The organism is Ureibacillus endophyticus (assembly GCF_003628435.1).
Lineage (GTDB): Bacteria > Bacillota > Bacilli > Bacillales_A > Planococcaceae > Ureibacillus > Ureibacillus endophyticus.
The window spans coordinates 41,811-65,488 of record NZ_RBZN01000014.1; the positions used below are offsets into that span (position 1 = coordinate 41,811).

At 38.1% G+C, this 23,678-nt stretch carries 41 protein-coding genes; 38 read left to right on the forward strand and 3 right to left on the reverse strand.

The features are described from left to right. Positions 1-19: 19 nt before the first annotated feature. The 36 genes from D8M03_RS07635 (at position 20) to rpsI (ending at position 20,660) form a co-directional block, all read left to right on the forward strand. On the forward strand, positions 20-1,336 hold the full coding sequence (locus tag D8M03_RS07635) for a Na+/H+ antiporter family protein (RefSeq protein WP_121214188.1): 1,317 nt from the start codon (positions 20-22) through the stop codon (positions 1,334-1,336). Positions 1,337-1,645: 309 nt separating this feature from the next. Further along, complete coding sequence (rpsJ, locus tag D8M03_RS07640; RefSeq protein WP_036172433.1) at positions 1,646-1,954, forward strand: 30S ribosomal protein S10; 309 nt, start codon at positions 1,646-1,648, stop codon at positions 1,952-1,954. A 47-nt stretch (positions 1,955-2,001) separates the two neighbouring features. Next, positions 2,002-2,631, forward strand: coding sequence for a 50S ribosomal protein L3 (rplC, locus tag D8M03_RS07645; protein ID WP_121214189.1), 630 nt, complete (start codon positions 2,002-2,004; stop codon positions 2,629-2,631). A 26-nt stretch (positions 2,632-2,657) separates the two neighbouring features. Then, positions 2,658-3,281, forward strand: coding sequence for a 50S ribosomal protein L4 (rplD, locus tag D8M03_RS07650; RefSeq protein WP_121214190.1), 624 nt, complete (start codon positions 2,658-2,660; stop codon positions 3,279-3,281). Continuing rightward, entirely contained in the window at positions 3,281-3,565 is a 285-nt protein-coding gene (gene rplW, locus D8M03_RS07655; protein ID WP_097073477.1) for a 50S ribosomal protein L23, read from the forward strand. The genes rplD and rplW overlap by 1 nt, the downstream gene beginning before the upstream one ends. 47 nt (positions 3,566-3,612) lie before the next feature. After that, positions 3,613-4,443, forward strand: coding sequence for a 50S ribosomal protein L2 (gene rplB, locus D8M03_RS07660; protein WP_121214191.1), 831 nt, complete (start codon positions 3,613-3,615; stop codon positions 4,441-4,443). A 60-nt stretch (positions 4,444-4,503) separates the two neighbouring features. Continuing rightward, positions 4,504-4,782: a 30S ribosomal protein S19 gene (gene rpsS / locus D8M03_RS07665; RefSeq protein WP_036200750.1), complete on the forward strand. Its 279-nt coding sequence runs from the start codon at positions 4,504-4,506 to the stop codon at positions 4,780-4,782. A gap of 22 nt (positions 4,783-4,804) precedes the next feature. Next, a complete protein-coding gene (gene rplV, locus D8M03_RS07670) occupies positions 4,805-5,149 on the forward strand; it encodes a 50S ribosomal protein L22 (RefSeq protein ID WP_121214192.1) in 345 nt (114 codons plus the stop codon). A gap of 3 nt (positions 5,150-5,152) precedes the next feature. Further along, positions 5,153-5,809, forward strand: coding sequence for a 30S ribosomal protein S3 (gene rpsC, locus D8M03_RS07675; protein ID WP_097073479.1), 657 nt, complete (start codon positions 5,153-5,155; stop codon positions 5,807-5,809). A gap of 2 nt (positions 5,810-5,811) precedes the next feature. Further along, the gene (gene rplP, locus D8M03_RS07680) at positions 5,812-6,246 is read left to right on the forward strand and encodes a 50S ribosomal protein L16 (protein ID WP_121214193.1); all 435 of its coding nucleotides are present in this window, start codon (positions 5,812-5,814) and stop codon (positions 6,244-6,246) included. Further along, positions 6,236-6,436: a 50S ribosomal protein L29 gene (gene rpmC, locus D8M03_RS07685; protein WP_004233646.1), complete on the forward strand. Its 201-nt coding sequence runs from the start codon at positions 6,236-6,238 to the stop codon at positions 6,434-6,436. Before rplP ends, rpmC begins: the two co-directional genes overlap by 11 nt. A 17-nt stretch (positions 6,437-6,453) precedes the next feature. Beyond that, the gene (gene rpsQ / locus D8M03_RS07690) at positions 6,454-6,717 is read left to right on the forward strand and encodes a 30S ribosomal protein S17 (RefSeq protein WP_036172453.1); all 264 of its coding nucleotides are present in this window, start codon (positions 6,454-6,456) and stop codon (positions 6,715-6,717) included. A 43-nt stretch (positions 6,718-6,760) separates the two neighbouring features. Next, positions 6,761-7,129 carry a 50S ribosomal protein L14 gene (gene rplN / locus D8M03_RS07695; protein ID WP_097073481.1) on the forward strand — a complete coding sequence of 123 codons (369 nt, stop codon included), beginning with the start codon at positions 6,761-6,763 and terminating at the stop codon, positions 7,127-7,129. A 37-nt stretch (positions 7,130-7,166) separates the two neighbouring features. Continuing rightward, positions 7,167-7,475: a 50S ribosomal protein L24 gene (rplX, locus tag D8M03_RS07700; protein ID WP_121214194.1), complete on the forward strand. Its 309-nt coding sequence runs from the start codon at positions 7,167-7,169 to the stop codon at positions 7,473-7,475. A 28-nt stretch (positions 7,476-7,503) separates the two neighbouring features. After that, positions 7,504-8,043, forward strand: coding sequence for a 50S ribosomal protein L5 (gene rplE, locus D8M03_RS07705; RefSeq protein ID WP_121214195.1), 540 nt, complete (start codon positions 7,504-7,506; stop codon positions 8,041-8,043). 21 nt (positions 8,044-8,064) lie between these two features. Continuing rightward, a complete protein-coding gene (locus D8M03_RS07710) occupies positions 8,065-8,250 on the forward strand; it encodes a type Z 30S ribosomal protein S14 (RefSeq protein WP_118876548.1) in 186 nt (61 codons plus the stop codon). A gap of 29 nt (positions 8,251-8,279) precedes the next feature. Continuing rightward, entirely contained in the window at positions 8,280-8,678 is a 399-nt protein-coding gene (rpsH, locus tag D8M03_RS07715; protein WP_121214196.1) for a 30S ribosomal protein S8, read from the forward strand. A gap of 30 nt (positions 8,679-8,708) precedes the next feature. Then, positions 8,709-9,248 carry a 50S ribosomal protein L6 gene (gene rplF / locus D8M03_RS07720; protein ID WP_121214197.1) on the forward strand — a complete coding sequence of 180 codons (540 nt, stop codon included), beginning with the start codon at positions 8,709-8,711 and terminating at the stop codon, positions 9,246-9,248. A 33-nt stretch (positions 9,249-9,281) separates the two neighbouring features. Continuing rightward, positions 9,282-9,641, forward strand: a complete 360-nt coding sequence (gene rplR / locus D8M03_RS07725) for a 50S ribosomal protein L18 (RefSeq protein ID WP_121214198.1) — start codon at positions 9,282-9,284, stop codon at positions 9,639-9,641. A 21-nt stretch (positions 9,642-9,662) separates the two neighbouring features. Beyond that, complete coding sequence (rpsE, locus tag D8M03_RS07730) at positions 9,663-10,163, forward strand: 30S ribosomal protein S5 (RefSeq protein ID WP_097073488.1); 501 nt, start codon at positions 9,663-9,665, stop codon at positions 10,161-10,163. Positions 10,164-10,177: 14 nt separating this feature from the next. Further along, positions 10,178-10,360, forward strand: a complete 183-nt coding sequence (gene rpmD, locus D8M03_RS07735) for a 50S ribosomal protein L30 (RefSeq protein WP_121214199.1) — start codon at positions 10,178-10,180, stop codon at positions 10,358-10,360. 33 nt (positions 10,361-10,393) lie between these two features. Then, the gene (rplO, locus tag D8M03_RS07740) at positions 10,394-10,834 is read left to right on the forward strand and encodes a 50S ribosomal protein L15 (protein WP_097073490.1); all 441 of its coding nucleotides are present in this window, start codon (positions 10,394-10,396) and stop codon (positions 10,832-10,834) included. Further along, a complete protein-coding gene (gene secY / locus D8M03_RS07745; protein WP_121214200.1) occupies positions 10,834-12,129 on the forward strand; it encodes a preprotein translocase subunit SecY in 1,296 nt (431 codons plus the stop codon). Before rplO ends, secY begins: the two co-directional genes overlap by 1 nt. A 62-nt stretch (positions 12,130-12,191) precedes the next feature. Further along, on the forward strand, positions 12,192-12,848 hold the full coding sequence (locus tag D8M03_RS07750; protein WP_121214201.1) for an adenylate kinase: 657 nt from the start codon (positions 12,192-12,194) through the stop codon (positions 12,846-12,848). 387 nt (positions 12,849-13,235) lie between these two features. Continuing rightward, a complete protein-coding gene (infA, locus tag D8M03_RS07755; RefSeq protein WP_016839390.1) occupies positions 13,236-13,454 on the forward strand; it encodes a translation initiation factor IF-1 in 219 nt (72 codons plus the stop codon). Positions 13,455-13,491: 37 nt separating this feature from the next. Then, the gene (gene rpmJ, locus D8M03_RS07760) at positions 13,492-13,605 is read left to right on the forward strand and encodes a 50S ribosomal protein L36 (protein WP_000868344.1); all 114 of its coding nucleotides are present in this window, start codon (positions 13,492-13,494) and stop codon (positions 13,603-13,605) included. A gap of 23 nt (positions 13,606-13,628) precedes the next feature. Next, on the forward strand, positions 13,629-13,994 hold the full coding sequence (gene rpsM / locus D8M03_RS07765; protein ID WP_121214202.1) for a 30S ribosomal protein S13: 366 nt from the start codon (positions 13,629-13,631) through the stop codon (positions 13,992-13,994). Positions 13,995-14,019: 25 nt separating this feature from the next. Further along, entirely contained in the window at positions 14,020-14,409 is a 390-nt protein-coding gene (rpsK, locus tag D8M03_RS07770; protein WP_097073494.1) for a 30S ribosomal protein S11, read from the forward strand. Between the two features lie 142 nt (positions 14,410-14,551). Continuing rightward, a complete protein-coding gene (locus D8M03_RS07775; protein ID WP_121214203.1) occupies positions 14,552-15,496 on the forward strand; it encodes a DNA-directed RNA polymerase subunit alpha in 945 nt (314 codons plus the stop codon). A 51-nt stretch (positions 15,497-15,547) separates the two neighbouring features. After that, entirely contained in the window at positions 15,548-15,928 is a 381-nt protein-coding gene (gene rplQ / locus D8M03_RS07780; protein ID WP_097073496.1) for a 50S ribosomal protein L17, read from the forward strand. 445 nt (positions 15,929-16,373) lie between these two features. Beyond that, positions 16,374-17,219, forward strand: a complete 846-nt coding sequence (locus tag D8M03_RS07785) for an energy-coupling factor ABC transporter ATP-binding protein (protein ID WP_121214204.1) — start codon at positions 16,374-16,376, stop codon at positions 17,217-17,219. After that, entirely contained in the window at positions 17,195-18,067 is an 873-nt protein-coding gene (locus D8M03_RS07790) for an energy-coupling factor ABC transporter ATP-binding protein (protein ID WP_121214205.1), read from the forward strand. The genes D8M03_RS07785 and D8M03_RS07790 overlap by 25 nt, the downstream gene beginning before the upstream one ends. Then, on the forward strand, positions 18,064-18,861 hold the full coding sequence (locus D8M03_RS07795) for an energy-coupling factor transporter transmembrane component T family protein (protein WP_121214206.1): 798 nt from the start codon (positions 18,064-18,066) through the stop codon (positions 18,859-18,861). Before D8M03_RS07790 ends, D8M03_RS07795 begins: the two co-directional genes overlap by 4 nt. Positions 18,862-18,875: 14 nt before the next feature. Further along, positions 18,876-19,616 carry a tRNA pseudouridine(38-40) synthase TruA gene (truA, locus tag D8M03_RS07800; protein ID WP_121214207.1) on the forward strand — a complete coding sequence of 247 codons (741 nt, stop codon included), beginning with the start codon at positions 18,876-18,878 and terminating at the stop codon, positions 19,614-19,616. 191 nt (positions 19,617-19,807) lie between these two features. After that, positions 19,808-20,245, forward strand: a complete 438-nt coding sequence (gene rplM / locus D8M03_RS07805) for a 50S ribosomal protein L13 (RefSeq protein WP_121214208.1) — start codon at positions 19,808-19,810, stop codon at positions 20,243-20,245. A gap of 22 nt (positions 20,246-20,267) precedes the next feature. Then, positions 20,268-20,660, forward strand: coding sequence for a 30S ribosomal protein S9 (rpsI, locus tag D8M03_RS07810; RefSeq protein ID WP_121214209.1), 393 nt, complete (start codon positions 20,268-20,270; stop codon positions 20,658-20,660). Between the two features lie 116 nt (positions 20,661-20,776). On the opposite strand, the gene D8M03_RS07815 is transcribed toward rpsI, so the two are convergent. The 3 genes from D8M03_RS07815 to D8M03_RS07825 form a co-directional block, all read right to left on the reverse strand. Then, positions 20,777-21,793, reverse strand: coding sequence for a tyrosine-type recombinase/integrase (locus tag D8M03_RS07815; RefSeq protein ID WP_245987506.1), 1,017 nt, complete (start codon positions 21,791-21,793; stop codon positions 20,777-20,779). Positions 21,794-22,001: 208 nt separating this feature from the next. Continuing rightward, on the reverse strand, positions 22,002-22,295 hold the full coding sequence (locus D8M03_RS07820) for an Arm DNA-binding domain-containing protein (protein WP_121214210.1): 294 nt from the start codon (positions 22,293-22,295) through the stop codon (positions 22,002-22,004). Positions 22,296-22,326: 31 nt separating this feature from the next. Further along, positions 22,327-22,869 (reverse strand): helix-turn-helix domain-containing protein, encoded by a 543-nt coding sequence (locus D8M03_RS07825; protein WP_121214211.1) that lies wholly within the window; start codon positions 22,867-22,869, stop codon positions 22,327-22,329. A gap of 133 nt (positions 22,870-23,002) precedes the next feature. Here D8M03_RS07825 and D8M03_RS07830 point away from each other — a divergent pair, with 133 nt between their 5' ends. Both D8M03_RS07830 and D8M03_RS07835 read left to right on the forward strand, forming a co-directional pair. Next, positions 23,003-23,230: a helix-turn-helix transcriptional regulator gene (locus tag D8M03_RS07830; protein WP_121214212.1), complete on the forward strand. Its 228-nt coding sequence runs from the start codon at positions 23,003-23,005 to the stop codon at positions 23,228-23,230. A 23-nt stretch (positions 23,231-23,253) separates the two neighbouring features. After that, positions 23,254-23,529, forward strand: coding sequence for a helix-turn-helix domain-containing protein (locus D8M03_RS07835; protein ID WP_121214213.1), 276 nt, complete (start codon positions 23,254-23,256; stop codon positions 23,527-23,529). Positions 23,530-23,678: the final 149 nt, after the last annotated feature.

Here is a 23,678-nt window from a genome sequence, read left to right on the forward strand (position 1 = left end):
AAAGTGTGAGGGATATTTTATGAATTCTGTGATAATTGCAGTTGTCGTAATGTTAGTGTTAAGTTTACTCAGAGTAAACGTTGTCTTATCGTTAGTAATTGGTGGTGTTATCGGTGGGCTAACAGGCGGGTTATCGATTACTGAAACAATAGCTGCCTTTAACGATGGATTAGGTGGAGGTGCACAAGTAGCCTTAAGTTATGGTTTACTAGGTGGATTTGCAGTTGCCATATCAAAAACGGGAATTCCAGATTTACTTATCAAGGGTGTTTTGAAGATTGTACGAACAAAAGGAGATTCTGAAAATAAAGCATTAGCAAAAGCGGTTATTTTCTTCTTCATCCTATTAATGGCAATCTTCTCTCAAAACTTAATTCCAATTCATATCGCCTTTATTCCATTATTAATTCCACCTATATTAAAGATTTTAAATCATTTCGAAGTGGACCGTCGTTTAATAGCGTGTATCTTAACATTCGGTTTAGTAATGCCGTATATGTTCCTACCATATGGGTTCGGTGCAATTTATCGAGATATAGTGGCTACTCAAATTGGATTATCAGGTTTAGAAATAGCAGGATCGGATTTTACTAAAGCAATGGCGATACCTGCATTAGGAATGATTTTTGGGTTAGGTTTAGCTATGTTCTTATATCGTAAACCACGTAAATATACTCAAAAGGATATTAAGCAAGAAGCGAATCAAGTCATTGTAAGCAAGAAAAACATTCTATTTACGATTCTTTCGTTAATAGGTGCAGTAGTTATACAGATATATACTGATTCTATGATTATAGGAGCTTTAAGTGGGATTCTCATTCTTTATATTACAGGCACATTAAAATGGAAAGAAGCTGATGTAATACTCTCAGATGGAATGCGTATGATGGCCTTTGTCGGTTTTGTTATTATATCAGCTAACGGGTTCTCTTCAGTTATTAATGCAACAGGCGATGTTGAATCATTAGTTGAGGAGACTTTAAGTATATTAAATGGCAATGTCAGCTTAGCAGTATTGCTTATGCTTATAATTGGATTGATTATTACGATGGGTATTGGATCATCTTTTGCAACCATTCCTATTATAGCTGCAATATTTGTTCCTTTAAGTTTAGAACTTGGCTTAAGTACACTCGCAATCATATGCCTGATTGGAACAGCGGGAGCGTTAGGAGATGCTGGTTCTCCTGCATCAGACTCAACTTTAGGGCCAACAGCAGGTTTAAATGTAGACGGACAGCATAATCACATTTGGGATACTTGTGTACCTACATTTATCTTCTACAACATACCGTTAGTTATCTTTGGTTGGATTGCAGTAATGTTCGTTTTATAGCATTACATTTAAAAGGAAAACGAAACTCGAATTACCATAAAATAAAATGTAGATTTTAATTGATATACATTATAAATTCTTATATACTAAATATCGGCTTGAAAAAAGCGAAATGTAAAAACAAACAATAAAAATGAATATGTAAAAAAGACTTGCATATTCGTTTTTTATTGTATATAATGTTGAATGTTGGTCTTTGACTGCGATGAAGCGAGAGGTTGCCGACACACCCGGCCGCTTTGCCATGGCGCGTGTGTGGGAAATTTTCGTGGAGAATGTCTAGAAAATAGGCGAGAAGGAGGGAAAATAATGGCAAAACAAAAGATTCGTATCCGTTTAAAAGCGTATGATCACCGTGTTTTAGATCAATCTGCTGAGAAAATTGTGGAAACTGCTAAACGTTCAGGTGCAAGTGTATCAGGTCCGATTCCGTTACCAACTGAAAAGTCTGTGTACACAATTCTTCGTGCGGTTCACAAGTACAAAGATTCTCGTGAACAATTCGAAATGCGTACGCATAAACGTTTAATCGACATCATTAACCCAACACCACAAACTGTTGACGCGTTAATGAAACTTGATTTACCATCTGGCGTTGATATCGAAATCAAACTTTAATGGTAAAAACAAATAGAACTTTTTAAATATCACAGGAGGTGTGACAAATGACTAAAGGAATCTTAGGTAGAAAAATTGGTATGACTCAAGTTTTCGCTGAGAATGGTGATTTAATCCCAGTAACAGTAATTGAAGCTCCTGCAAACGTAGTACTTCAAAAGAAAACTGTTGAAACTGATGGCTACGAAGCAATCCAAGTTGGTTTCGAAGATAAGCGCGTTAAGCTTTCAAACAAACCTGAACAAGGTCACGTAGCAAAAGCGAATACTGCTCCTAAGCGCTTCATTCGTGAATTCCGCAACGTAAACGTTGAAGAATACGAAGTTGGTCAAGAAGTCAAAGTAGAAATTTTCGCAGAAGGCGATGTAGTAGACGTAACAGGTGTTACTAAAGGTAAAGGTTTCCAAGGTGTTATCAAACGCCACGGACAATCTCGTGGTCCTATGGCCCATGGTTCTCGTTACCACCGTCGTCCTGGTTCAATGGGTCCAGTTGCTCCGAACCGCGTATTCAAACAAAAGAAATTACCTGGTCAAATGGGTGGAAATGTAGTTACAATCCAAAACTTAGAAATCGTAAAAGTTGATGCAGAGCGTAACTTACTACTTGTTAAAGGTAATGTTCCTGGTTCTAAAAAAGCATTAGTTACAGTTAAAACAGCTGTAAAATCTAAATAATTTCTCGAAGAAAGGAGGAAACAGGAATGACAAAGGTATCTGTACTTAGTCAAACAGGTGCTTCAGTTGGTGAAATCGAATTAAACGATGCGATTTTCGGAATCGAGCCAAACGAAGCAGTATTATTCGACGCAGTAATCGCTCAACGCGCTTCTCTACGTCAAGGTAATCATAAAGTAAAAAACCGTTCTGAAGTTGCTGGTGGTGGTCGTAAACCATGGCGTCAAAAAGGAACTGGTCGTGCACGTCAAGGTTCAATCCGCTCTCCACAATGGCGCGGTGGTGGTATCGTATTCGGTCCAACTCCACGTAGCTACAGCTACAAATTACCGAAGAAAGTTCGTCGCTTAGCTCTTAAATCAGCTTTATCAGCTAAAGTAGGAGAACAAAACTTCGTAGTTCTTGATGCATTACAATTAGATGCACCAAAAACTAAAGATTTCGTATCAATTTTAGGTAACCTAAACATCGATACAAAAGCATTATTCGTTACAGCTGATTTAAATGAAAACGTAGCATTATCTGCTCGTAACATCCCAGGTGTAACTGTTTTAACAGCTAACGGAATTAACGTTCTTGATCTATTAGGTCACGAGAAAGTTGTATTCACTAAAGCTGCAGTAGAAAAAGTTGAGGAGGTGCTTGGATAATGGAAGCACGTGATATCTTAAAACGTCCGGTCATTACTGAGCGTTCTTCTGAGCTTATGGCTGAGAAAAAATACACTTTTGAAGTTGACGTTCGTGCGAACAAAACTCAAGTTAAAGATGCAGTTGAAGAAATCTTTGATGTAAAAGTTGACAAAGTTAACATCATGAACTACAAAGGTAAATTCAAACGTGTTGGTAAATTCGGCGGATACACAAACAAACGTCGTAAAGCAATCGTTAAATTAACTGCTGATAGCAAAGAAATCGAAATTTTTGATATCTAATTCACATAATGAAGTAGATTTTAACTTTCAAGAAGGAGGGAAAATAAATGGCGATTAAAAAGTATAAACCAACCTCAAATGGTCGTCGTAATATGACGTCATCTGACTTTGCGGAAATCACAACTAATAAGCCTGAAAAGTCATTATTAGCACCAAAAAAACGCAAAGCTGGTCGTAATAACCAAGGTAAAATTACTGTTCGTCATCACGGTGGTGGCCACAAGAAACAATACCGTATCATCGACTTTAAACGTACTAAAGACGGTATTCCAGGACGCGTTGCCACAATCGAATATGATCCAAACCGCTCTGCAAACATCGCATTAATCAACTATGCTGACGGTGAAAAACGTTACATCTTAGCTCCAAAAGGATTAGAAGTTGGTCAAACAATCGTTTCTGGTCCAGATGCTGATATTAAAGTAGGTAATGCATTACCACTTGCAAACATTCCTATGGGTACAACAATCCATAACATCGAGTTAAAACCTGGTAAAGGCGGTCAATTAGTACGTTCTGCTGGTACTTCTGCACAAGTACTTGGTCGTGAAGGCAAATACGTAATCATCCGTCTACAATCTGGTGAAGTTCGCCTAGTACTTGCTACTTGCCGTGCAACAATCGGTCAAGTTGGTAACGAACAACACGAACTTATCCACATTGGTAAAGCAGGTCGTACTCGTTGGTTAGGTAAACGCCCAACAGTTCGTGGTTCTGTAATGAACCCTAACGATCACCCACACGGTGGTGGTGAAGGACGTTCTCCAATCGGACGTAAATCTCCAATGACACCATGGGGTAAACCAGCTCTTGGTTACAAAACTCGCAAGAAGAAAAACAAAACTAATAAGTTAATTATTCGTTCTCGCAAAAAATAATGTGATTGTACTACGGTTCGCTAGTCGTGCCGTGGTGAGTCACGAAAGGGAGGTTCCTAAATGGGTCGCAGCTTGAAAAAAGGACCTTTTGTCGATGACCACTTAATGAAAAAGGTTGAAGCACAAGAGAGTTCTGAGAAAAAACAAGTTATCAAAACTTGGTCTCGCCGTTCTACTATCTTCCCGAACTTCATCGGATTAACAATCGCTGTATATGATGGACGTAAACATGTTCCTGTATACGTGACAGAAGATATGGTAGGTCACAAGTTAGGCGAATTCGCACCAACACGTACTTATAAAGGTCATGGTGCAGATGATAAGAAAACAAGACGCTAATTTTGGAAGGAGGTAAATCCTAATGACACAAGCTAAAGCTATCGCTCGCACAGTGCGTATCGCTCCTCGTAAAGTGCGTCTAGTAGTAGACTTAATCCGAGGTAAGCAAGTAGGTGAAGCAGTTGCAATTTTACGTCATACTCCAAAAGCGGCGTCTCCAGTCGTTGAGAAAGTATTAAAATCTGCAGTTGCTAACGCTGAGCACAACTATGAATTAGATGTAAACAACCTAGTTGTTTCTGAAGTTTTTGTTGACGAAGGTCCAACATTAAAACGTTTCCGTCCACGTGCACAAGGACGTGCAAGCGCAATTAATAAACGCACAAGCCACATCACTCTTGTGGTATCTGAGAAGAAGGAGGGTTAATCCGTGGGTCAAAAAGTACATCCAATAGGACTACGAGTTGGTATTATTCGTGATTGGGAGTCGAAATGGTACGCTGAAAAAGACTATGCGACATTACTTCACGAAGATATTAAAATTCGTAAATATATCGAAGCTGCTTTAAAAGATGCATCTGTATCTAAAGTAGAAATCGAACGCGCAGCAAACCGCGTAAACATTACAATTCACACAGCGAAACCAGGTATGGTAATCGGTAAAGGCGGTACAGAAGTTGAAAACTTACGTAAATACCTTAACGATTTAACTGGTAAACGTGTACACATTAATATCGTAGAAATCAAAAAAGCTGATCTTGATGCTCGTTTAGTAGCAGAAAACATCGCTCGTCAACTTGAGAACCGCGTATCATTCCGCCGTGCTCAAAAACAAGCAATCCAACGCACAATCCGTGCTGGTGCAAAAGGAATTAAAACACAAGTATCTGGACGTTTAGGTGGCGCTGATATCGCGCGTGCTGAACACTATAGCGAAGGAACTGTTCCACTTCATACTCTTCGTGCTGACATCGACTATGCTCACGCAGAAGCTGACACTACTTATGGTAAATTAGGTGTTAAAGTATGGATCTACCGTGGTGAAGTCCTTCCTACGAAGAAGAACTCTGTGGAAGGAGGCAAATAATTATGTTATTACCAAAACGCGTAAAATATCGTCGTGAACACCGTGGTAACATGCGTGGTGAAGCTAAAGGCGGTAAAGAAGTAGCATTTGGTGAATGGGGCCTACAAGCTACAACTGCTAGCTGGGTTACTAACCGTCAAATCGAATCTGCCCGTATCGCTATGACTCGTTACATGAAACGTGGCGGTAAAGTTTGGATTAAAATTTTCCCACATAAACCATATACTAAAAAGCCTCTAGAGGTACGTATGGGTTCTGGTAAAGGTTCTCCAGAAGGTTGGGTAGCAGTAGTAAAACCAGGAAAAGTAATGTTTGAAGTTGCAGGCGTATCTGAAGAGATTGCTCGTGAGGCACTTCGTTTAGCATCACACAAACTTCCTGTGAAATGTAAGATTGTTAAACGTCAAGAAACTGGTGGTGAATCTAATGAAAGCTAATGAAATCCGTGACCTTGCCACTTCTGAAATTGAATTAAAAGTGAAATCACTGAAAGAAGAGCTTTTCAACCTTCGCTTCCAATTGGCGACTGGTCAATTAGAAAACACAGCTCGCATTCGTGAAGTTCGTAAAGCGATTGCGCGCATGAAAACTGTGATTCGTGAAAGAGAAATCAGCGCAAATAACTGATAAGGAGGTTTGAAATAATGACTGAGCGTAACCAACGCAAAGTTTACACAGGCCGTGTCGTTTCAGATAAAATGGACAAAACAGTAACTGTTCTTGTTGAAACTTATAAGAAACATAAATTATACGGAAAACGTGTAAAATACTCTAAAAAGTTCAAGGCTCATGATGAGTTAAACGAAGCGAAAATCGGTGATATCGTTCGTATCATGGAAACTCGCCCGCTATCAGCTACTAAACGTTTCCGTCTAGTGGAAATTGTAGAAAAAGCGGTTATTATTTAATAACATTTCGGAAACATTTAAATTCCGAAGGGAGGTAACCTAAGTGATCCAACAAGAAACTCGTATGAAAGTTGCTGACAACTCAGGTGCACGTGAAGTTTTAACAATTAAAGTGCTTGGTGGTTCTGGCCGTAAAACTGCTAATATCGGTGATATCGTAGTTGTTACAGTTAAGAAAGCAACACCAGGAGGCGTTGTCAAGAAAGGTGACGTTGTTAAGGCTGTTGTCGTTCGCACAAAATCTGGTGTACGCCGTAAAGATGGTACTTATATCAAATTTGATGAAAATGCTTGCGTAATCATTAAAGACGATAAGTCACCACGCGGAACTCGTATTTTCGGGCCTGTTGCTCGTGAATTACGTGATAGCAACTTCATGAAAATCGTTTCATTAGCTCCAGAAGTTCTTTAATTTCATGAGAGTACCAATCAAGGAGGTGCGACACATAATGCATGTTAAAAAGGGTGACAAAGTAAAAGTTATTACTGGTAAAGACAAAGGTAAAGTAGGCGTTGTTTTAGCTGCTTTCCCAAAACAAGACCGTGTTCTTGTTGAAGGTGTAAACATTGTTAAAAAACACGTTAAACCTAACCAGTTAAATCCTCAAGGTGGTATTGTAAGCCAAGAAGCAGCAATCCACGTTTCGAACGTAATGCTAATCGATCCTAAATCTGGCGAGCCGACTCGTGTAGGTTACAAAATCGAAAACGGCAAAAAAGTTCGTGTTGCAAAAAAATCAGGTGCAGTAATCGACTAATAAGTAAATTGAGAAGGGAGGTACGAACATGAGCCGCCTAAAAGAAAAATATACAAAAGAAGTTTCTCCAGCTCTTATGAGCAAATTTGGATATAAATCAGTAATGCAAGTGCCAAAAGTTGAAAAAATCGTAATCAACATGGGTGTTGGTGACGCTGTACAAAACTCTAAAGCATTAGATGCTGCTGTAGAAGAATTAACAATCATCACTGGTCAAAAACCAGTTGTAACTAAAGCTAAAAAATCGATCGCAGGTTTCCGCTTACGTGAAGGTATGGCAATCGGTGCAAAAGTTACATTACGTGGTGAACGTATGTATGAATTCTTGGACAAATTAATTTCTATCGCACTACCACGTGTACGTGACTTCCACGGTGTTTCTAAAAAATCATTCGATGGTCGCGGTAACTACACTTTAGGTGTTAAGGAACAATTAATTTTCCCTGAAATCGATTACGATAAAGTTTCAAAAGTACGCGGTATGGACATCGTGATCGTAACAACTGCGAATTCTGACGAAGAAGCTCGCGAGTTATTGACACAATTCGGTATGCCGTTCCAAAAGTAATAAAACAAGGAGGGCGAAAACGTGGCTAAAAAATCAATGGTTGTTAAACAACAACGTAAGCAAAAGTTTAAAGTGCAAGAATATACACGTTGTGAACGCTGTGGCCGTCCACACTCAGTATATCGTAAATTTAAACTTTGCCGTATTTGTTTCCGTGAACTTGCATATAAGGGACAAATTCCTGGCGTTAAAAAAGCAAGCTGGTAATCCCCGAAATTGGGAAGGAGGTAAAATCAATGACAATGTCAGATCCAATTGCAGATATGCTGACTCGCATCCGTAATGCGAACATGGTTCGTCACGAAAAATTAGAAGTACCTGCTTCTAATTTAAAGAAAGAAATCGCTGAAATCTTAAAGCGTGAAGGTTTCGTTCGTGACGTTGAGTATGTTGAAGATAATAAGCAAGGTATCATCCGTATCTTCTTAAAATATGGAAGAGATAACGAACGTGTTATCACTGGTTTAAAACGTATTTCAAAACCTGGCTTACGTGTATACGCTAAAACAAACGAAGTACCAAAAGTACTTAATGGTTTAGGTATCGCTTTAGTATCTACTTCTCAAGGTGTATTAACTGATAAAGAAGCACGTGCTAAAAAAGTTGGCGGAGAAATCTTAGCTTACATTTGGTAATTAGTAATATATGAATGGAGGTGCAACTAAATGTCTCGTGTAGGTAAAAAACCAATCGAGGTTCCAGCTAGCGTTACTGTGACTGTTGCTGATGACAACACAGTTACTGTTAAAGGACCTAAAGGCGAATTAACTCGTCAATTCAATAAAGATATGAAAATTGAGCAAGAAGGAAACGTTGTTACTGTAGTACGTCCTTCTGAATCAAAAGAACACCGTACTATCCACGGTACAACTCGTGCGCTATTAGCTAACATGGTAACTGGTGTTTCTGAAGGATTCTCTAAATCTCTAGAACTTATCGGTGTCGGTTACCGTGCGCAATTACAAGGTAAAAAACTTGTACTTAACGTAGGTTACTCTCACCCAGTAGAGTTCACACCTGAAGAAGGTCTAGAAGTTGAAGTTCCTTCAAACACTAAAGTAGTTGTTAAAGGTATTAGCAAAGAACGTGTTGGTGCATTTGCATCTAACATTCGTGACGTTCGCCCACCAGAGCCATACAAAGGTAAAGGTATTCGTTATGAAGGTGAGTACGTACGTCGTAAAGAAGGTAAAACAGGTAAATAATGCTCTTAGAAGCGTTAGAAAGGAGTGACCTCTGTGATTACGAAACAAGATAAAAATCAAGTTCGTAAAAAACGTCATGCGCGTGTTCGTTCTAAAATCTCAGGTACTGCTGAGCGTCCACGTTTAAACGTATTCCGTTCAAACAAGAACATCTATGCGCAAATTATTGACGATGTTGCTGGCGTAACACTTGTTAGTGCATCAACTCAAGAAAAAGGTTTTGAGGGTGCAGGTAGCAATGTAGAAGCTGCAGCTAAAATCGGTGAAACAATCGCTAAACGCGCTGCGGAAAAAAATATTACTGCTGTTGTATTTGACCGTGGTGGTTACTTATATCATGGACGTGTAAAAGCTTTAGCAGAAGCTGCACGTGAAAACGGCTTAGAATTTTAATAAGAAGGAGGGACATACTTCATGAGTCGCATTGACGCAAACAAACTTGAACTTGAAGAACGCGTAGTTACGATTAACCGCGTTGCAAAAGTTGTTAAAGGTGGACGTCGCTTCCGCTTTACAGCACTAGTTGTTGTAGGTGATAAAAACGGCCATGTAGGATTCGGTACTGGTAAAGCTCAAGAGGTTCCAGATGCAATCCGCAAAGCTGTTGAAGACGCGAAGAAAAACTTAATCGAAGTGCCACTTGTTGGTGGAACAACTCCACATGACGTGGTTGGTCGCTTCGGAGCAGGTCAAATCTTAATCAAACCTGCAGCTCCTGGTACTGGAGTTATCGCTGGTGGTCCTGTACGTGCAGTACTTGAACTTGCTGGTGTAACTGATATTCTTTCAAAATCTCTTGGTTCTAACACACCAATCAACATGGTGCGTGCAACTATCGCAGGTTTAAACGAATTAAAACGCGCAGAGGAAGTTGCAAAACTTCGCGGTAAATCAGTGGAAGAACTATTAGGTTAAGGGGGGGAATTATAATGGCAAACAAATTAGAAATTACCCTTACTAAATCTTTGATCGGTACAAAACCAGGGCAACGTAAAATCATTGAAGCATTAGGTTTACGCAAAGTAAACTCTACTGTAGAACAAGCTGATAACGCTGCTATTCGTGGTATGATTACTAAAGTAGCTCACTTAGTTACTGTTAACGAAAAATAATATTTAAACTTTGAACAAGGAGGTGCCACTAATATGAAACTTCATGAGTTAAAACCAGCTGAAGGTTCACGTAAAGAACGTAACCGTGTTGGTCGTGGTATCGGTTCTGGTAATGGTAAAACTGCAGGTAAAGGACATAAAGGTCAAAACGCTCGTTCTGGCGGCGGTGTTCGCCCTGGATTCGAGGGTGGTCAAAACCCATTATTCCGTCGTTTACCAAAACGCGGCTTTACGAACATTAACCGTAAAGAATACGCTATCCTGAACCTTGATGCATTAAATCGTTTCGAAGATGGTGCAGAAGTAACACCTGCATTATTATTAGAAACTGGAGTTGTTAGCAGTGAAAAAGCTGGCATTAAGATTCTAGGTAACGGAACTCTTAATAAAAAGCTTACTGTGAAAGCTCATAAGTTCTCTGCTTCAGCTAAAGAAGCAATCGAGAACGCTGGCGGAACAACTGAGGTGATTTAATGTTTCAAACAATCTCAAACTTCATGCGCGTTCGAGATATACGAAATAAAATCATTTTCACTCTTTTAATGTTAATCGTTTTTCGTATCGGAACATTTATTCCGGTACCAAACGTTGACTCAGAAGTATTAAAGGTAGCCGATGAATTTAATTTGATTGGCTTCCTTAATACATTCGGCGGTGGTGCACTGTCAAACTTCTCGATCTTTGCATTGGGAATTATGCCTTACATTACTGCTTCAATTATTGTTCAACTTCTACAAATGGATGTAGTACCAAAGTTTGCTGAATGGGCAAAACAAGGTGATGTTGGTCGCCGTAAGCTTGCACAGTTTACACGATATTTAACTGTTGTTTTAGCATTCATACAAGCTTTCGCTATGTCGTTTGGTTTTAATCAAATGTATGGTGGTTCGTTAATTAAAGACACAAGTGTTTTATCATATTTAACAATTGCTGTTGTTTTAACTGGTGGTACGGCTTTCCTACTGTGGTTAGGAGAACAAATAACTTCTCATGGTGTTGGAAATGGTATTTCAATCATTATCTTCGCGGGTATTGTTGCTGCACTTCCAACTTCTGTGAACCAAATTTATGCACAACAAATCGAGGATGCTGGTGATCAGCTATTTATTAAAATTGCAATCCTAGTAATACTTGCTTTGATTATGCTAGCTGTTGTAGTCGGTGTTATTTACTTCCAACAAGCGTTGCGTAAAATACCGATTCAATATGCAAAACGAGTTGCGGGACGTACTGCTCAAGTCGGTGGACAACAAACTCACTTGCCGTTAAAAGTAAATGCGGCTGGTGTTATTCCGGTAATCTTTGCTGTTGCCTTCATTGTTACACCTCGAACTTTAGCTACATTCTTCGGTCAAAATGATGTCACTACATTCATTCAAAACACGTTTGATTATACTAAACCTGTTGGAATGATTATCTATATTGCATTGATTGTTTTATTCACATACTTCTATGCATTTATTCAAGTGAATCCTGAAAACTTGACTGACAACTTGAAAAAACAAGGTGCATATATTCCTGGTATCCGCCCAGGAAATGATACACAAGAATACTTAACTAAAGTTTTATACCGTTTAACATTTGTTGGTGCTATCTTCTTAGTTGTAATTTCTGTGTTACCGATACTATTTATTAATTTCATGAACCTACCTGCTACTGCGCAAATCGGTGGTACTAGTGTTATTATCGTAGTCGGGGTTGCTTTAGAAACAATGAAGCAGTTAGAATCACAATTAGTTAAACGTCATTACAAAGGCTTTATGAAATAATATGCAGGTTTTAGGAAACGATATGTTTCCTTAACCCGCAGTATTAGGGGGAGACAAAACGTATGAATATCGTTTTAATGGGTTTGCCTGGTGCTGGTAAAGGTACTCAAGCAGACAAAATTGTTGAGAAGTACGACATCCCTCATATTTCTACAGGCGACATGTTCCGTGCTGCAATTAAAGATGGCACAGAACTTGGTTTAAAAGCAAAATCGTATATGGACCAAGGAGCATTAGTTCCTGATGAAGTTACGATTGGCATCGTTCGTGAGCGACTTTCACAAAAAGATTGCGAAAAAGGGTTCTTATTAGACGGGTTCCCACGCACAGTTCCTCAAGCGGAAGCTCTGGATAACATCTTAGAAGAACTAGGGAAAAAAATTGAACATACAATTAATATCCAAGTTGAAAAAGATGAACTGGTTGCACGTCTAAGTGGTCGTCGTATTTGTAAAGTTTGCGGTGCATCATATCATGTATTATTTAACCCTCCAGCGGTTGAAGGTAAATGTGATAAAGATGGTGGCGAATTATATACACGTGCGGACGATAATCCTGAAACTGTTGCAAACCGTCTGGAAGTAAATATGAATCAGGCTCAGCCTTTACTTGATTTTTACCAAGCTAAAGGTGTGTTAACAAATATAGATGGACAGCAAGACATTAATAAAGTGTTTGCTGATCTTGACGCTCTTTTATTACAGGGCAGCCGCAGCTGATACCCGGCATTAGGCGAAAGTCAAACTGCTTTACTTGGGAGACGTGCGGAGGGCAACATTAAAACATTATTTTGAGAGTTGCAAAAGCATATTGTGCCCGGTATACACTGAAACGAAAGTGGAATTTTTATCAACTTTTGAATAAGTGTTAGGGTTTCGTGGAAGCATCTGTATAAAGGGTATGAATCTCTCATCCAAGACTTTTCCGAATGCGGTTAGTCGTTCCTGGATTGTGTGAAGCGAAACCAGACGAGCGTCTTTCGAACATCTCTCACAATCCAAGTTTATAATGTAGTTGCTTCTTACTGGAAGAAAACAGTTGCAATAGTTCTCTATGTCGTGTAAGTTAGAGAATTGGGAATTGCATATAGAAGGGAGACAGGATTGATGGCGAAAGACGATGTAATTGAAGTCGAAGGAACAGTTGTTGAGACTTTGCCAAACGCGATGTTTAAGGTAGAATTAGAAAATGGGCACACAGTGCTGGCACACGTATCTGGAAAGATTCGTATGCACTTTATTAGAATTTTACCAGGAGATAAGGTTACTATCGAGTTATCTCCATATGATTTAACTCGCGGTCGTATCACATACCGTTTTAAATAATCTTTTGCACTCCGGACTATTAAGGAGGTTGGGTTAGATGAAAGTGAGACCATCTGTGAAACCGATCTGCGAAAAATGTAAAGTAATTCGCCGACGCGGTAAAGTAATGGTAATCTGTGAAAATCCTAAACACAAACAAAAACAAGGTTAATTAGAAGGAGGTGCACTTAAAGTATGGCACGTATTGCTGGTGTTGATATTCCTCGTGACAAACGCGTGGTAATTTCATTAACTTACATCTACGGAATTGGTAAAACAACATCTCAAAAAGTATTAGCTGACGCTGGTGTTAACGAAAACACACGTGTTCGCGATCTTACTGAAGATGAGTTAAACAAAATCCGTGAACAATTAGATAAATACAAAGTGGAAGGTGACTTACGTCGCGAAATTTCACTTAACATTAAACGCCTGATGGAAATCGGTTCATTCCGTGGTATCCGTCACCGTCGTGGTTTACCTGTTCGTGGTCAAAATACGAAAAACAATGCGCGTACGCGTAAAGGTCCTCGTAAAACTGTAGCGAACAAGAAAAAATAATAAGTAAAGGGGGTTCCTTCTTAACATGGCTCGTAAACAACAAACTCGTAAACGTCGTGTGAAAAAGAATATCGAATCTGGTATTGCACACATTCGTTCTACATTTAACAATACAATCGTAACGATTACAGATATGCAAGGTAACGCAGTATCTTGGTCAAGTGCTGGTGCGCTTGGTTTCAAAGGTTCTCGTAAATCTACTCCATTTGCTGCTCAAATGGCTGCAGAGGCTGCTGCAAAAGCATCCCTTGAACATGGTCTGAAGACGTTGGAAGTAACTGTTAAAGGTCCTGGTGCAGGTCGTGAAGCTGCAATTCGTGCACTTCAAGCTGCAGGACTAGAAGTAACTGCAATTAAAGATGTTACTCCAGTTCCACATAATGGTTGCCGTCCGCCAAAACGTCGTCGTGTGTAATGGGTGCATCTCAAATTTAATTTGAGTTCATCATTGCTTGTACAAAACAAAAATCTTGTGCAAATTTTATAAAGTCAACAATTTTTGACTATTATGATGTTATGAACCTATACATTCGATGTTTTGAAGGAGGGTAAATTGAATGATCGAAATTGAAAAACCAAAGATTGAAACTGTTGAGATCAGCGAAGATTCCAAATATGGTAAGTTTGTTGTAGAACCGCTTGAACGCGGCTATGGAAACACTTTGGGTAATTCTTTACGTCGTATCCTTCTGTCTTCTTTACCAGGAGCTGCTGTTACATCAATCCAAATTGATGGCGTGTTACACGAATTCTCTACTGTAGAAGGTGTTGTAGAGGACGTTGCTTCAATCATTCTTAATATTAAAAAACTGGCACTGAAAATTTACTCTGACGAAGAGAAAGTTATTGAGATTGACGTGAAAGGTGAGGCGACTGTTACAGCTGCAGATATAACACATGACAGTGACGTAGAAATTTTAAATCCAGACCTACACATTGCACAAATCGCTAAAAATGGTCATCTACGTATGCGCATGTATGCTCGTCGTGGCCGTGGCTATACTCCTGCTGATCAAAACAAACGTGAGGATCTAAGTATCGGCGTGATCCCGATCGACTCTATTTACACTCCAGTTTCACGCGTTAATTTTCAAGTGGAGAACACTCGTGTCGGACAAAATTCTGATTTCGACAAGTTATCTCTTGATGTGTGGACAGATGGTAGCATCGGTCCAAAAGAGGCGATTTCGCTTGGAGCTAAAATCTTAACTGAGCATCTTAACATCTTCGTAGGCTTAACTAATGAGGCACAAACTGCTGAAATCATGGTCGAAAAAGAAGAGGATCAAAAAGAGAAAGTTTTAGAGATGACGATTGAAGAACTAGATCTTTCTGTACGTTCTTACAACTGCTTAAAACGCGCTGGTATCAATACGGTATTAGAACTTGCGAATAAGTCAGAAGACGACATGATGAAAGTTCGTAATCTTGGTCGTAAATCACTAGAAGAAGTTAAAGCGAAATTAGAAGAGCTTGGATTAGGACTACGTAAAGAAGACTAATCAAGTATTTATATCTATATAGATAGTTTTGAAATAAAGGAGGGAACATCCATGGGTTACAGAAAACTTGGTCGTACAAGTTCTCAACGTAAAGCGTTATTACGTGATTTAGCTACTGACTTAATCATTAACGAACGCATCGAAACAACAGAAGCACGTGCGAAAGAATTACGTTCAGTTGTTGAAAAAATGATTACTTTAGGTAAGCGTGGAGACTTACATGCTCGTCGCCAAGCGGCTGCATTCATCCGTCGTGAAGTAGTAACAACTACTGACGAAGAAGGTAACGAAACAACTTCATTTGCACTTCAAAAGTTATTTAATGATGTTGCACCACGTTATACTGACCGTCAAGGTGGTTACACTCGAATTCTTAAAGTTGGTCCTCGCCGTGGTGACGGTGCGCCTGTAGTAGTAATTGAATTAGTATAATTTAGTTAACCTACTTGCGACTAGAGGGTGTCCGGTTCACCGGTTGAACCCGGACACCCCTTTTTAATAATGATTTATACGACAATAAAATGGCATGAGCGTTATAATGAGCGAGCAATTTCGATTGCGGCGTCTCGTCTAGCTCTCCGCACCTCATTCAAAGGAACACGGAATTGAGCAGCCGTGTTCTCGTATTAAATGTAAAATGCGCATTTCTCTGAATGAGGTGCGCGCTTTTTTATTATTTTTAAAATGCATTTACTGACAAATTTAAGTTTTATACATATACAAAAATAGTGTACGTTACAATCTAACCTTATCTTATAGATTTGTTAACGTACTTTATTTTTATATATGTAAAAGAAAAAACCTGCAAAAGTATAGCATTACACTACAATACAGTGTAATTTAGTTAGTAGAGTTAGAACGAGAGGAGATTAGAGTAGTGACGGAAATTTTATCGTTTAACAACGTAAGTTATTCATACACACCAGATAATCCAGATGCTCGTAAAGCCGTTCAAAATGTTTCCTTCTCGATACAACAAGGTGAATGGATTGCAATTGTTGGACATAATGGTTCTGGTAAATCCACAATGGTGAAACTTGTTAGTGGATTACTTTTCCCGCAAGAGGGAGAAGTGCGTGTGATGAGAGAGGTATTAACAGAAGATAACCTTTGGGAAATTCGTTCGCAAATCGGAATGGTTTTTCAAAATCCAGATAATCAGTTTGTTGGAGCAACTGTACAAGATGATGTTGCATTTGCTCTTGAAAATAGTGGTGTTCCATATGAAGATATGGTTGAGCGTGTACACAAATCCCTTGCTCAAGTTAAAATGGAGAAATTTTTAAATCATGAACCTCATCACTTATCAGGTGGGCAAAAGCAGCGGGTAGCCATTGCAGGAGCACTCGCAATGCGTCCGAAAATATTAATTCTTGATGAATCTACATCAATGCTTGATCCTCAAGGTCGTGATGAAGTATTAAAAACAGTTCGTGCATTGCGTGAAGAGATTGGTTTAACCGTTTTATCCATTACCCACGATGTTGAGGAAGCGCTTTATGCAGACCGAATTTTATTTATGAATGACGGAAAAAAATATGCAGAAGGAACTCCAACTGAAATATTTGCTTTAGGCGATAAGCTTGTAGAATTTGGTTTAGAATTACCTTTTGCAATGCGAATGACAAAACTTCTACAATCGAAAGGTGTACAGTTAGTAGGAGAACATATGACAGAAGAAGAGTTGGTGAATGATTTATGGACATCAAACTTCAACAAGTAAGCTACGCCTATTCAATGGGGACACCCTTTGAAAAGTACGCTTTATTTGATGTAGATTTAGCGATTCCATCACAGACTTATCAGGCAATTATCGGACATACTGGGTCAGGAAAATCCACAATATTGCAACATTTTAACGGCTTACTCAAGCCTTCAAAAGGACAAGTACATATTGGAGAACGTGTTATTGAAGCAGGGAAGAAAGCGAAAGAATTAAAACCAATTCGTCAAAAAGTTGGGATTGTTTTTCAGTTCCCAGAGCATCAGTTATTTGAAGAGACCGTTTTAAAAGATATTATGTTTGGACCGATGAATTTTGGTGTTTCTGAAGCAGAAGCAGAAAAACGTGCAAGAGAGCTTATTAAACTTGTAGGCTTACCTGAAGAAACGTTAAATAAGTCTCCTTTTGATTTATCAGGGGGACAAATGCGTCGTGTAGCCATTGCAGGCGTTTTAGCAATGGATCCTGAAGTAATTGTATTGGACGAGCCTACTGCTGGTCTTGACCCTCGTGGACAGCGTGAAATTATGGATATGTTTTATACTTTGCATAAAGAAAGAGGACTTACAACAATACTTGTAACCCACAGCATGGAAGACGCGGCCAAATATGCAGATCGAATTGCTATTATGCATGAAGGAAAATGTGTGTTGAATGGTACGCCACATGAAATTTTTTCTGATGCCAAAACTTTAGAAAACTATCGTTTAGAATTACCGCATATCGTAAGGTTCCAACAAAAGATTGAGAATATGATGAATCAACATTTATCTAAAATCTGTTTAACAGAAGAGGAACTTGCAGAGGAAGTATCACGTGTCTTAAGAAAGGGGCGTGGTCAACAATGATGGAAAAAATGATATTTGGGCGATTCATTCCAAGTGATTCATTTGTTCATAAAATGGATCCGCGATCAAAATTACTTTTTGTTTTTGCCTTTATTGTTGTTGTGTTTTTAGCAAATAATGTAGTGACATATGCCCTATTATTGGCATTTACCCTATTCGTAATTTTGATGTCAAAAATTCGATTATACTTTTTAATTAATGGGTTAAAGCCCGTAATTATATTATTAGTATTTACCTTTATGATTCATATTTTATTTACTCGTGAAGGGGATATTATATTCCAGCTAGGCTTCTTAAAAGTCTATGAGGAAGGTTTAAGACAAGGGATCTTTATTTCTATACGTTTCTTAGTACTTGTCTTTATGACGTCTATTTTAACGCTAACAACGTCACCAATTTCAATTACAGATGGACTAGAGACATTGTTAAATCCATTAAAGAAAATGAAATTACCAGTGCATGAATTAGCGCTTATGATGTCCATCGCATTACGCTTTATCCCAACGTTAATGGATGAAACAGATAAAATTATGAAGGCTCAAATGGCGCGTGGATCTGATTTAAGTGCAGGGCCATTAAAAGACAGAATTAAAGCGGTTGTTCCTTTACTTGTACCACTCTTTGTTAGTGCTTTTAAACGTGCTGAAGATTTAGCGACAGCAATGGAAGTACGAGGTTATCGTGGTGGAGAAGGCAGAACGCGTTACCGCCAATTAAAATGGGATTGGAGAGATACAACGGGCTTAGTATTATTAGCCGCTGTTACAATTCTTTTAGTAGGTTTGCGTAACTAAGCGAGGTGAAGTTTATGAGACGTTTAAAAGCAACGATAAGCTATGATGGGACACACTTCGCAGGATATCAAGTACAACCAGGTGAACGCACGGTTCAGCTTGAAATTGAATCGGTATTAGAGAAAATGCATAAAGGTGAAAAAGTAAGAATCACAGCAAGTGGCCGGACAGATGCCCGAGTGCATGCAACTGGACAAGTTATTCACTTTGATACACCATTAACCATTGAGCCAGATCGTTATAAAAAAGCGTTGAATGTCCAACTTCCCCGTGATATTCGCGTTTTAGAAATAGAAGAAGTACCAAATGATTTTCATGCAAGATTTAGCGTGTCGGGAAAACGATATCGCTATATATGGAATTGCGAGGAAGAACAAAGCCCTTTTCGTCGACATTTCTCAGTTGAAACAAAAGGTATACAACCAGATGTGGAGAAAATGAATGAAGCAGCACAGTATATCGTCGGTACACACGATTTTTCGTGCTTTTGTGCTGCGAATACAAGTGTTGTTGATAAAGTACGTACTGTTTACTCTCTAACCTTTGAGAGGCATTCTGACGAGTTACACATGGTTATAGAAGGCAATGGCTTTTTGTACAATATGGTACGAATAATTGCAGGTACTTTATGGGAAGTTGGTATTGGGAAACGAGAAGCAGTTAGTTTAAAGGAAATTGTTGCTTCCAAAGATCGTGGAAAAGCTGGCAAAACAGCGCCAGCACACGGTCTATATTTAGAAAAGGTGTTTTATTAAAACAGGAATATTTATGCATAGTCGAAAAAAACAACTTTCCCTGGTGTGCAACTTTTTTCTTGACTAATTACAGAATATATTATAATATGACATATGGTATTTTCATTACCAACCACAAATAAGCCCCGAAACTTATAAGTGATTATATAATGAAAAATAACGGTATTAGAATCGATTAGGAGGACAAATAAATGCGTACAACATTCCTGGCTAAAGGTCAAGAAGTAGAGCGTAAATGGTTAGTAGTTGACGCAGAAGGACAAACTCTTGGACGTTTAGCTTCTGAAGTAGCTTCAATCTTACGCGGAAAACATAAACCAACATTCACACCAAACGTTGACACTGGTGATTTTGTAATTGTAATCAACGCTGACAAAATTCACTTAACTGGTAACAAATTAGAGGATAAATTATATCGTCACCACACTATGTTCGCAGGTGGTTTAAAAACTCGTACTGCTGGCGAAATGTTAGAAAAATACCCAACAAGAATGATCGAATTAGCAGTAAAAGGCATGCTTCCTAAAAACTCTTTAGGACGTAAAATGTTCGGAAAACTTCACGTATACGCTGGAGCAGAACATCCACATGCAGCACAAAAACCAGAAAGCTATACGCTTCGCGGATAATTAATTAGAGGAGGATATTCACTTGGCACAAGTTCAATATATCGGCACAGGTCGCCGTAAAAGCTCAGTAGCTCGCGTACGTTTAGTACCAGGCGAAGGCAAAATCGTTATTAACGGTCGTAATATCGAAGACTACTTACCATTCGAAACTTTACACTTAATCATCAACCAACCATTAGAAGCAACTCAAACTAAAGGTAGCTATGATGTATTTGTAAACGTAAACGGTGGTGGATTCACTGGTCAAGCTGGTGCAATCCGTCATGGTATCGCTCGTGCGTTACTACAAGTTGACCCAGATTTCCGTCCAGCACTTAAATCTGCAGGTTTACTAACTCGTGACCCACGTATGAAAGAACGTAAAAAATACGGTCTTAAAGGTGCTCGTCGTGCGCCTCAGTTCTCAAAACGTTAATATATCTACGTTTCAAGGCTCTTTTCACTCCGGTGGAAAGGGTCTTTTTTATACTTAAAAATGCTTTTGACCACATTTTGACCACGGAATTTTTATGACCACCTGTGACCACATATTTATAACTCGATATACCTTTGAAATTTGTGCGCGGTTTGTTCTTTAAGTGTATCTGTAACGTGCGTATAAATGTTCATTGTCATTTGTATATCTGAGTGTCCTAAACGTTCCTGGACTTCTTTAATACTTGCTCCTGCTTCAAATAAAAGTGAAGCGTGTGTATGACGCAAACCATGAATAGTTATTCTGTGAAGGTTATGCTTCTTAATCACAATGTCTAACTTTTCATTTGGATAAGCTAAACGAATAGGGGTTCCGTCTTCACGACTAAAAATTAAATTTAGGTTTCGAGGGATTTCCGTATCCTCTTGTACTTCCTTACTCTCAAAAGTTTGATTATTTTCAATTAACTCTTGTTTTTTTAAAGCATCATCTTCTGTACTAAGTAAAACCAAGTTCTTTTGCCTTACACGCCATTTTTTTAGTATAGAAAGGGTTTTATCATCTAAACTTATTAAACGTCTAGATTCCTTTGTTTTTGACGTTTGAAAGATAAATTCGCCTTTGTTATGGAATAGTGTTTTAGAAAATCGAATCGATTTAGATTTAAAATCAATATCGTCCCATGTAAGAGCTAAAATTTCACCTTTACGTGCACCTGTATATATTAAAAGATGGAATAAAACATAATCACGATATGATAATTCAAGTTTAGTTATTTCAAGGAATTTTTTAATTTCATCTTTTCTCCAGTAATTCCGCGCATCCGCTTCATTATCATCATTGATAAGTTCATTTTGTTGTCTAGGGATGCTTATATGTTCTAAAGGGTTCTTTTGAATGATATCCATTTTCAAGGCGTACTTAAAAACTTGGTTAGCTTGTATTTTAATATCATTTACCGATTTGATCGATTCAGCGATTTCATTAATTACTTTTTGGCAGTAGGTTTTGGTAATATCTCTTATCTTTAGTTGACCAAAGCGCGGTAAGATATGTTTATTAAATTTAGATTCGATACTTTTGTATTTCGCAATTGAATTGTGAGCCACTTCGCAACTAAAAAAATGAGCCATTTTCATGGACAAGATAAAGTTAGTAGCAAGTTTATCAGTAGGCTTTACATGGAGCCTCTGCGGGCATGATTCGCGCTTAAAGGGCGTAGTAGCAAGGATTTAACGCCCGCACAAGGGTATCATGCCCGCCACTCCAAATAAAGCCGAGGTGTTCTTCTGGAAAAGACAGAGTGTATTAAGTGGCTCACTGGCTCAATTAACAAGTGGTTCAATATTCGGTTGCGATATACATACTTTTCCTGGTGCTTAACTTAATTGCTTTAGAATGATCTTTGAACCACTCATCAAATACTTCTTTATAGGTTAGATTTGCAACATTAATTGAAATACCACTCGCAATCTCTTGTTCAAGCTTTGAAGCAGCTAGTTGTGCCTCTTTTTTTGTTTTAAATCCTCTACGTGTAGTAGTTTGCCTTTTTCCTGTCTCAGGATTAATACCAGTGTCTAATTTAAACATCCACAGTTGACCTTGTTTTGTTGTGTACTTCTGGAATGAAGCCAATTTATTTCACCTCTAATTTACTATTGTAGTTTTAATTTCTTTCAAGATAAATTTCAAATAATTCATCTATCAATTTATCCAACTCTCTTTTTTCCTTTAAATACACTTTTGTAACTTCGTATTTTGTGGAGACCGAGTATTTTTCAATTTCATCTTCTTTAAAACTAAACTTCATACGGTAAATAAAATTTAATATTTGTTCCAACAATATAAGTTCTTTTGAATCCCGGTTATTAACTGCATTTTCAATAATAATAGAAAATAACTCCTCATAAATTTTTAAATATTGGCCTCTTATTTCCGGTCTTACTAGACTTAAAAGTTTATCTAAATCCTTTGTATATTCGATAGAATTTAACTCATCAAGATTCGTAAATTTATCCCCTCTTGTTAAATAATCCATCGTAACTCCAAAAAAATCAGCAATAGAAATAAGTAAATCTAAATCGGGTTGTCTATCACCGCGCTCATAATTCCCTAAGGTAGTGAATGCAATATCTAATTCAGTTGCTAAATCCCTTAATGTCATATTTCGCCTTTTTCGAAGTTCGCGAATTCTTTGACCAATAATCATAAACAATCCTCCTTTTGAGTAGTTTCAATTAAATATTACACACTTTGAATACAAAAATCAACTTGAAATTACTCATTTTGGGATGTTAATATTTAACTGTACACAAAATGAGTAATTAAGGAGGTGATATGGTTTGAATTGTACTAGATATTCTAAGCACACAATTGATGGAAGAAAAGTAAAGATTGCAAGAGCGGAAAAAGGATGGACTTTAACAAGGTTAGCAAGTGAATCTGGAGTAAGCCGTAAAACAATCGGAGAAATAGAAAAGGGATACAAAAAAATAATACGTTCATCCACTATTGATCAACTTGCATTAACTTTAGAGAAACCGCTTGAATACTTTTACAAGGAGAATTAGAAAAATTACAAGGGGATGAGAAGATGAATTTTAAGTTGGAACTCCCAGAAGACATAGTATTGATTAATAAGAAGGAATTGAAAAGAGTATTGCATGAAGTGTTACTGGATTTACAAGCTGAAAAGAATGTAAATGATGTTATGACCATACGAGAATGTGCGGATTACTTAAAAGTTAGTGTGCCTACAATACGAAAAATGATAGCGAATAGAGAGATTCCCTACTTTCAAAAAGGACAAGTTATAAGATTAAGCCGTTATGATATTACTGAATGGATGCGAAACCAATCAGATATTTAGGATTGATTAAAAAGTAGGTGATTGTTATTGCAAGGCTGGATTAAACTTCACCGTAAAATTCAAGAACATTGGCTATACCAAATTGACAGGAAATTCTCAAAGTATGAGGCTTGGTTAGATATATTAATGATGGTTAACCATGAAGATAA

Excerpts from the sequence above, each read along its gene's own strand:
- rpsH (WP_121214196.1), top strand. The coding sequence starts at position 8,280 with ATGACAATGTCAGATCCAATTGCAGATATGCTGACTCGCATCCGTAAT.
- rplF (WP_121214197.1), top strand. The coding sequence starts at position 8,709 with ATGTCTCGTGTAGGTAAAAAACCAATCGAGGTTCCAGCTAGCGTTACT.
- rplP (WP_121214193.1), top strand. The coding sequence starts at position 5,812 with ATGTTATTACCAAAACGCGTAAAATATCGTCGTGAACACCGTGGTAAC.
- rpsQ (WP_036172453.1), top strand. The coding sequence starts at position 6,454 with ATGACTGAGCGTAACCAACGCAAAGTTTACACAGGCCGTGTCGTTTCA.
- truA (WP_121214207.1), top strand. The coding sequence starts at position 18,876 with ATGAGACGTTTAAAAGCAACGATAAGCTATGATGGGACACACTTCGCA.
- rplB (WP_121214191.1), top strand. The coding sequence starts at position 3,613 with ATGGCGATTAAAAAGTATAAACCAACCTCAAATGGTCGTCGTAATATG.
- D8M03_RS07815 (WP_245987506.1), bottom strand. The coding sequence starts at position 21,793 with ATGGCTCATTTTTTTAGTTGCGAAGTGGCTCACAATTCAATTGCGAAA.
- D8M03_RS07795 (WP_121214206.1), top strand. The coding sequence starts at position 18,064 with ATGATGGAAAAAATGATATTTGGGCGATTCATTCCAAGTGATTCATTT.
- rplD (WP_121214190.1), top strand. The coding sequence starts at position 2,658 with ATGACAAAGGTATCTGTACTTAGTCAAACAGGTGCTTCAGTTGGTGAA.
- rplC (WP_121214189.1), top strand. The coding sequence starts at position 2,002 with ATGACTAAAGGAATCTTAGGTAGAAAAATTGGTATGACTCAAGTTTTC.
- rplQ (WP_097073496.1), top strand. The coding sequence starts at position 15,548 with ATGGGTTACAGAAAACTTGGTCGTACAAGTTCTCAACGTAAAGCGTTA.
- D8M03_RS07835 (WP_121214213.1), top strand. The coding sequence starts at position 23,254 with ATGAATTTTAAGTTGGAACTCCCAGAAGACATAGTATTGATTAATAAG.
- rpmJ (WP_000868344.1), top strand. The coding sequence starts at position 13,492 with ATGAAAGTGAGACCATCTGTGAAACCGATCTGCGAAAAATGTAAAGTA.
- rpsS (WP_036200750.1), top strand. The coding sequence starts at position 4,504 with ATGGGTCGCAGCTTGAAAAAAGGACCTTTTGTCGATGACCACTTAATG.
- rpsE (WP_097073488.1), top strand. The coding sequence starts at position 9,663 with ATGAGTCGCATTGACGCAAACAAACTTGAACTTGAAGAACGCGTAGTT.
- rpmC (WP_004233646.1), top strand. The coding sequence starts at position 6,236 with ATGAAAGCTAATGAAATCCGTGACCTTGCCACTTCTGAAATTGAATTA.
- rpsM (WP_121214202.1), top strand. The coding sequence starts at position 13,629 with ATGGCACGTATTGCTGGTGTTGATATTCCTCGTGACAAACGCGTGGTA.
- rplX (WP_121214194.1), top strand. The coding sequence starts at position 7,167 with ATGCATGTTAAAAAGGGTGACAAAGTAAAAGTTATTACTGGTAAAGAC.
- D8M03_RS07825 (WP_121214211.1), bottom strand. The coding sequence starts at position 22,869 with ATGATTATTGGTCAAAGAATTCGCGAACTTCGAAAAAGGCGAAATATG.
- D8M03_RS07775 (WP_121214203.1), top strand. The coding sequence starts at position 14,552 with ATGATCGAAATTGAAAAACCAAAGATTGAAACTGTTGAGATCAGCGAA.
- rplM (WP_121214208.1), top strand. The coding sequence starts at position 19,808 with ATGCGTACAACATTCCTGGCTAAAGGTCAAGAAGTAGAGCGTAAATGG.
- rpsK (WP_097073494.1), top strand. The coding sequence starts at position 14,020 with ATGGCTCGTAAACAACAAACTCGTAAACGTCGTGTGAAAAAGAATATC.
- rpsJ (WP_036172433.1), top strand. The coding sequence starts at position 1,646 with ATGGCAAAACAAAAGATTCGTATCCGTTTAAAAGCGTATGATCACCGT.
- secY (WP_121214200.1), top strand. The coding sequence starts at position 10,834 with ATGTTTCAAACAATCTCAAACTTCATGCGCGTTCGAGATATACGAAAT.
- rplO (WP_097073490.1), top strand. The coding sequence starts at position 10,394 with ATGAAACTTCATGAGTTAAAACCAGCTGAAGGTTCACGTAAAGAACGT.
- rplV (WP_121214192.1), top strand. The coding sequence starts at position 4,805 with ATGACACAAGCTAAAGCTATCGCTCGCACAGTGCGTATCGCTCCTCGT.
- rplE (WP_121214195.1), top strand. The coding sequence starts at position 7,504 with ATGAGCCGCCTAAAAGAAAAATATACAAAAGAAGTTTCTCCAGCTCTT.
- D8M03_RS07635 (WP_121214188.1), top strand. The coding sequence starts at position 20 with ATGAATTCTGTGATAATTGCAGTTGTCGTAATGTTAGTGTTAAGTTTA.
- D8M03_RS07790 (WP_121214205.1), top strand. The coding sequence starts at position 17,195 with ATGGACATCAAACTTCAACAAGTAAGCTACGCCTATTCAATGGGGACA.
- infA (WP_016839390.1), top strand. The coding sequence starts at position 13,236 with ATGGCGAAAGACGATGTAATTGAAGTCGAAGGAACAGTTGTTGAGACT.
- D8M03_RS07750 (WP_121214201.1), top strand. The coding sequence starts at position 12,192 with ATGAATATCGTTTTAATGGGTTTGCCTGGTGCTGGTAAAGGTACTCAA.
- rpmD (WP_121214199.1), top strand. The coding sequence starts at position 10,178 with ATGGCAAACAAATTAGAAATTACCCTTACTAAATCTTTGATCGGTACA.
- rplW (WP_097073477.1), top strand. The coding sequence starts at position 3,281 with ATGGAAGCACGTGATATCTTAAAACGTCCGGTCATTACTGAGCGTTCT.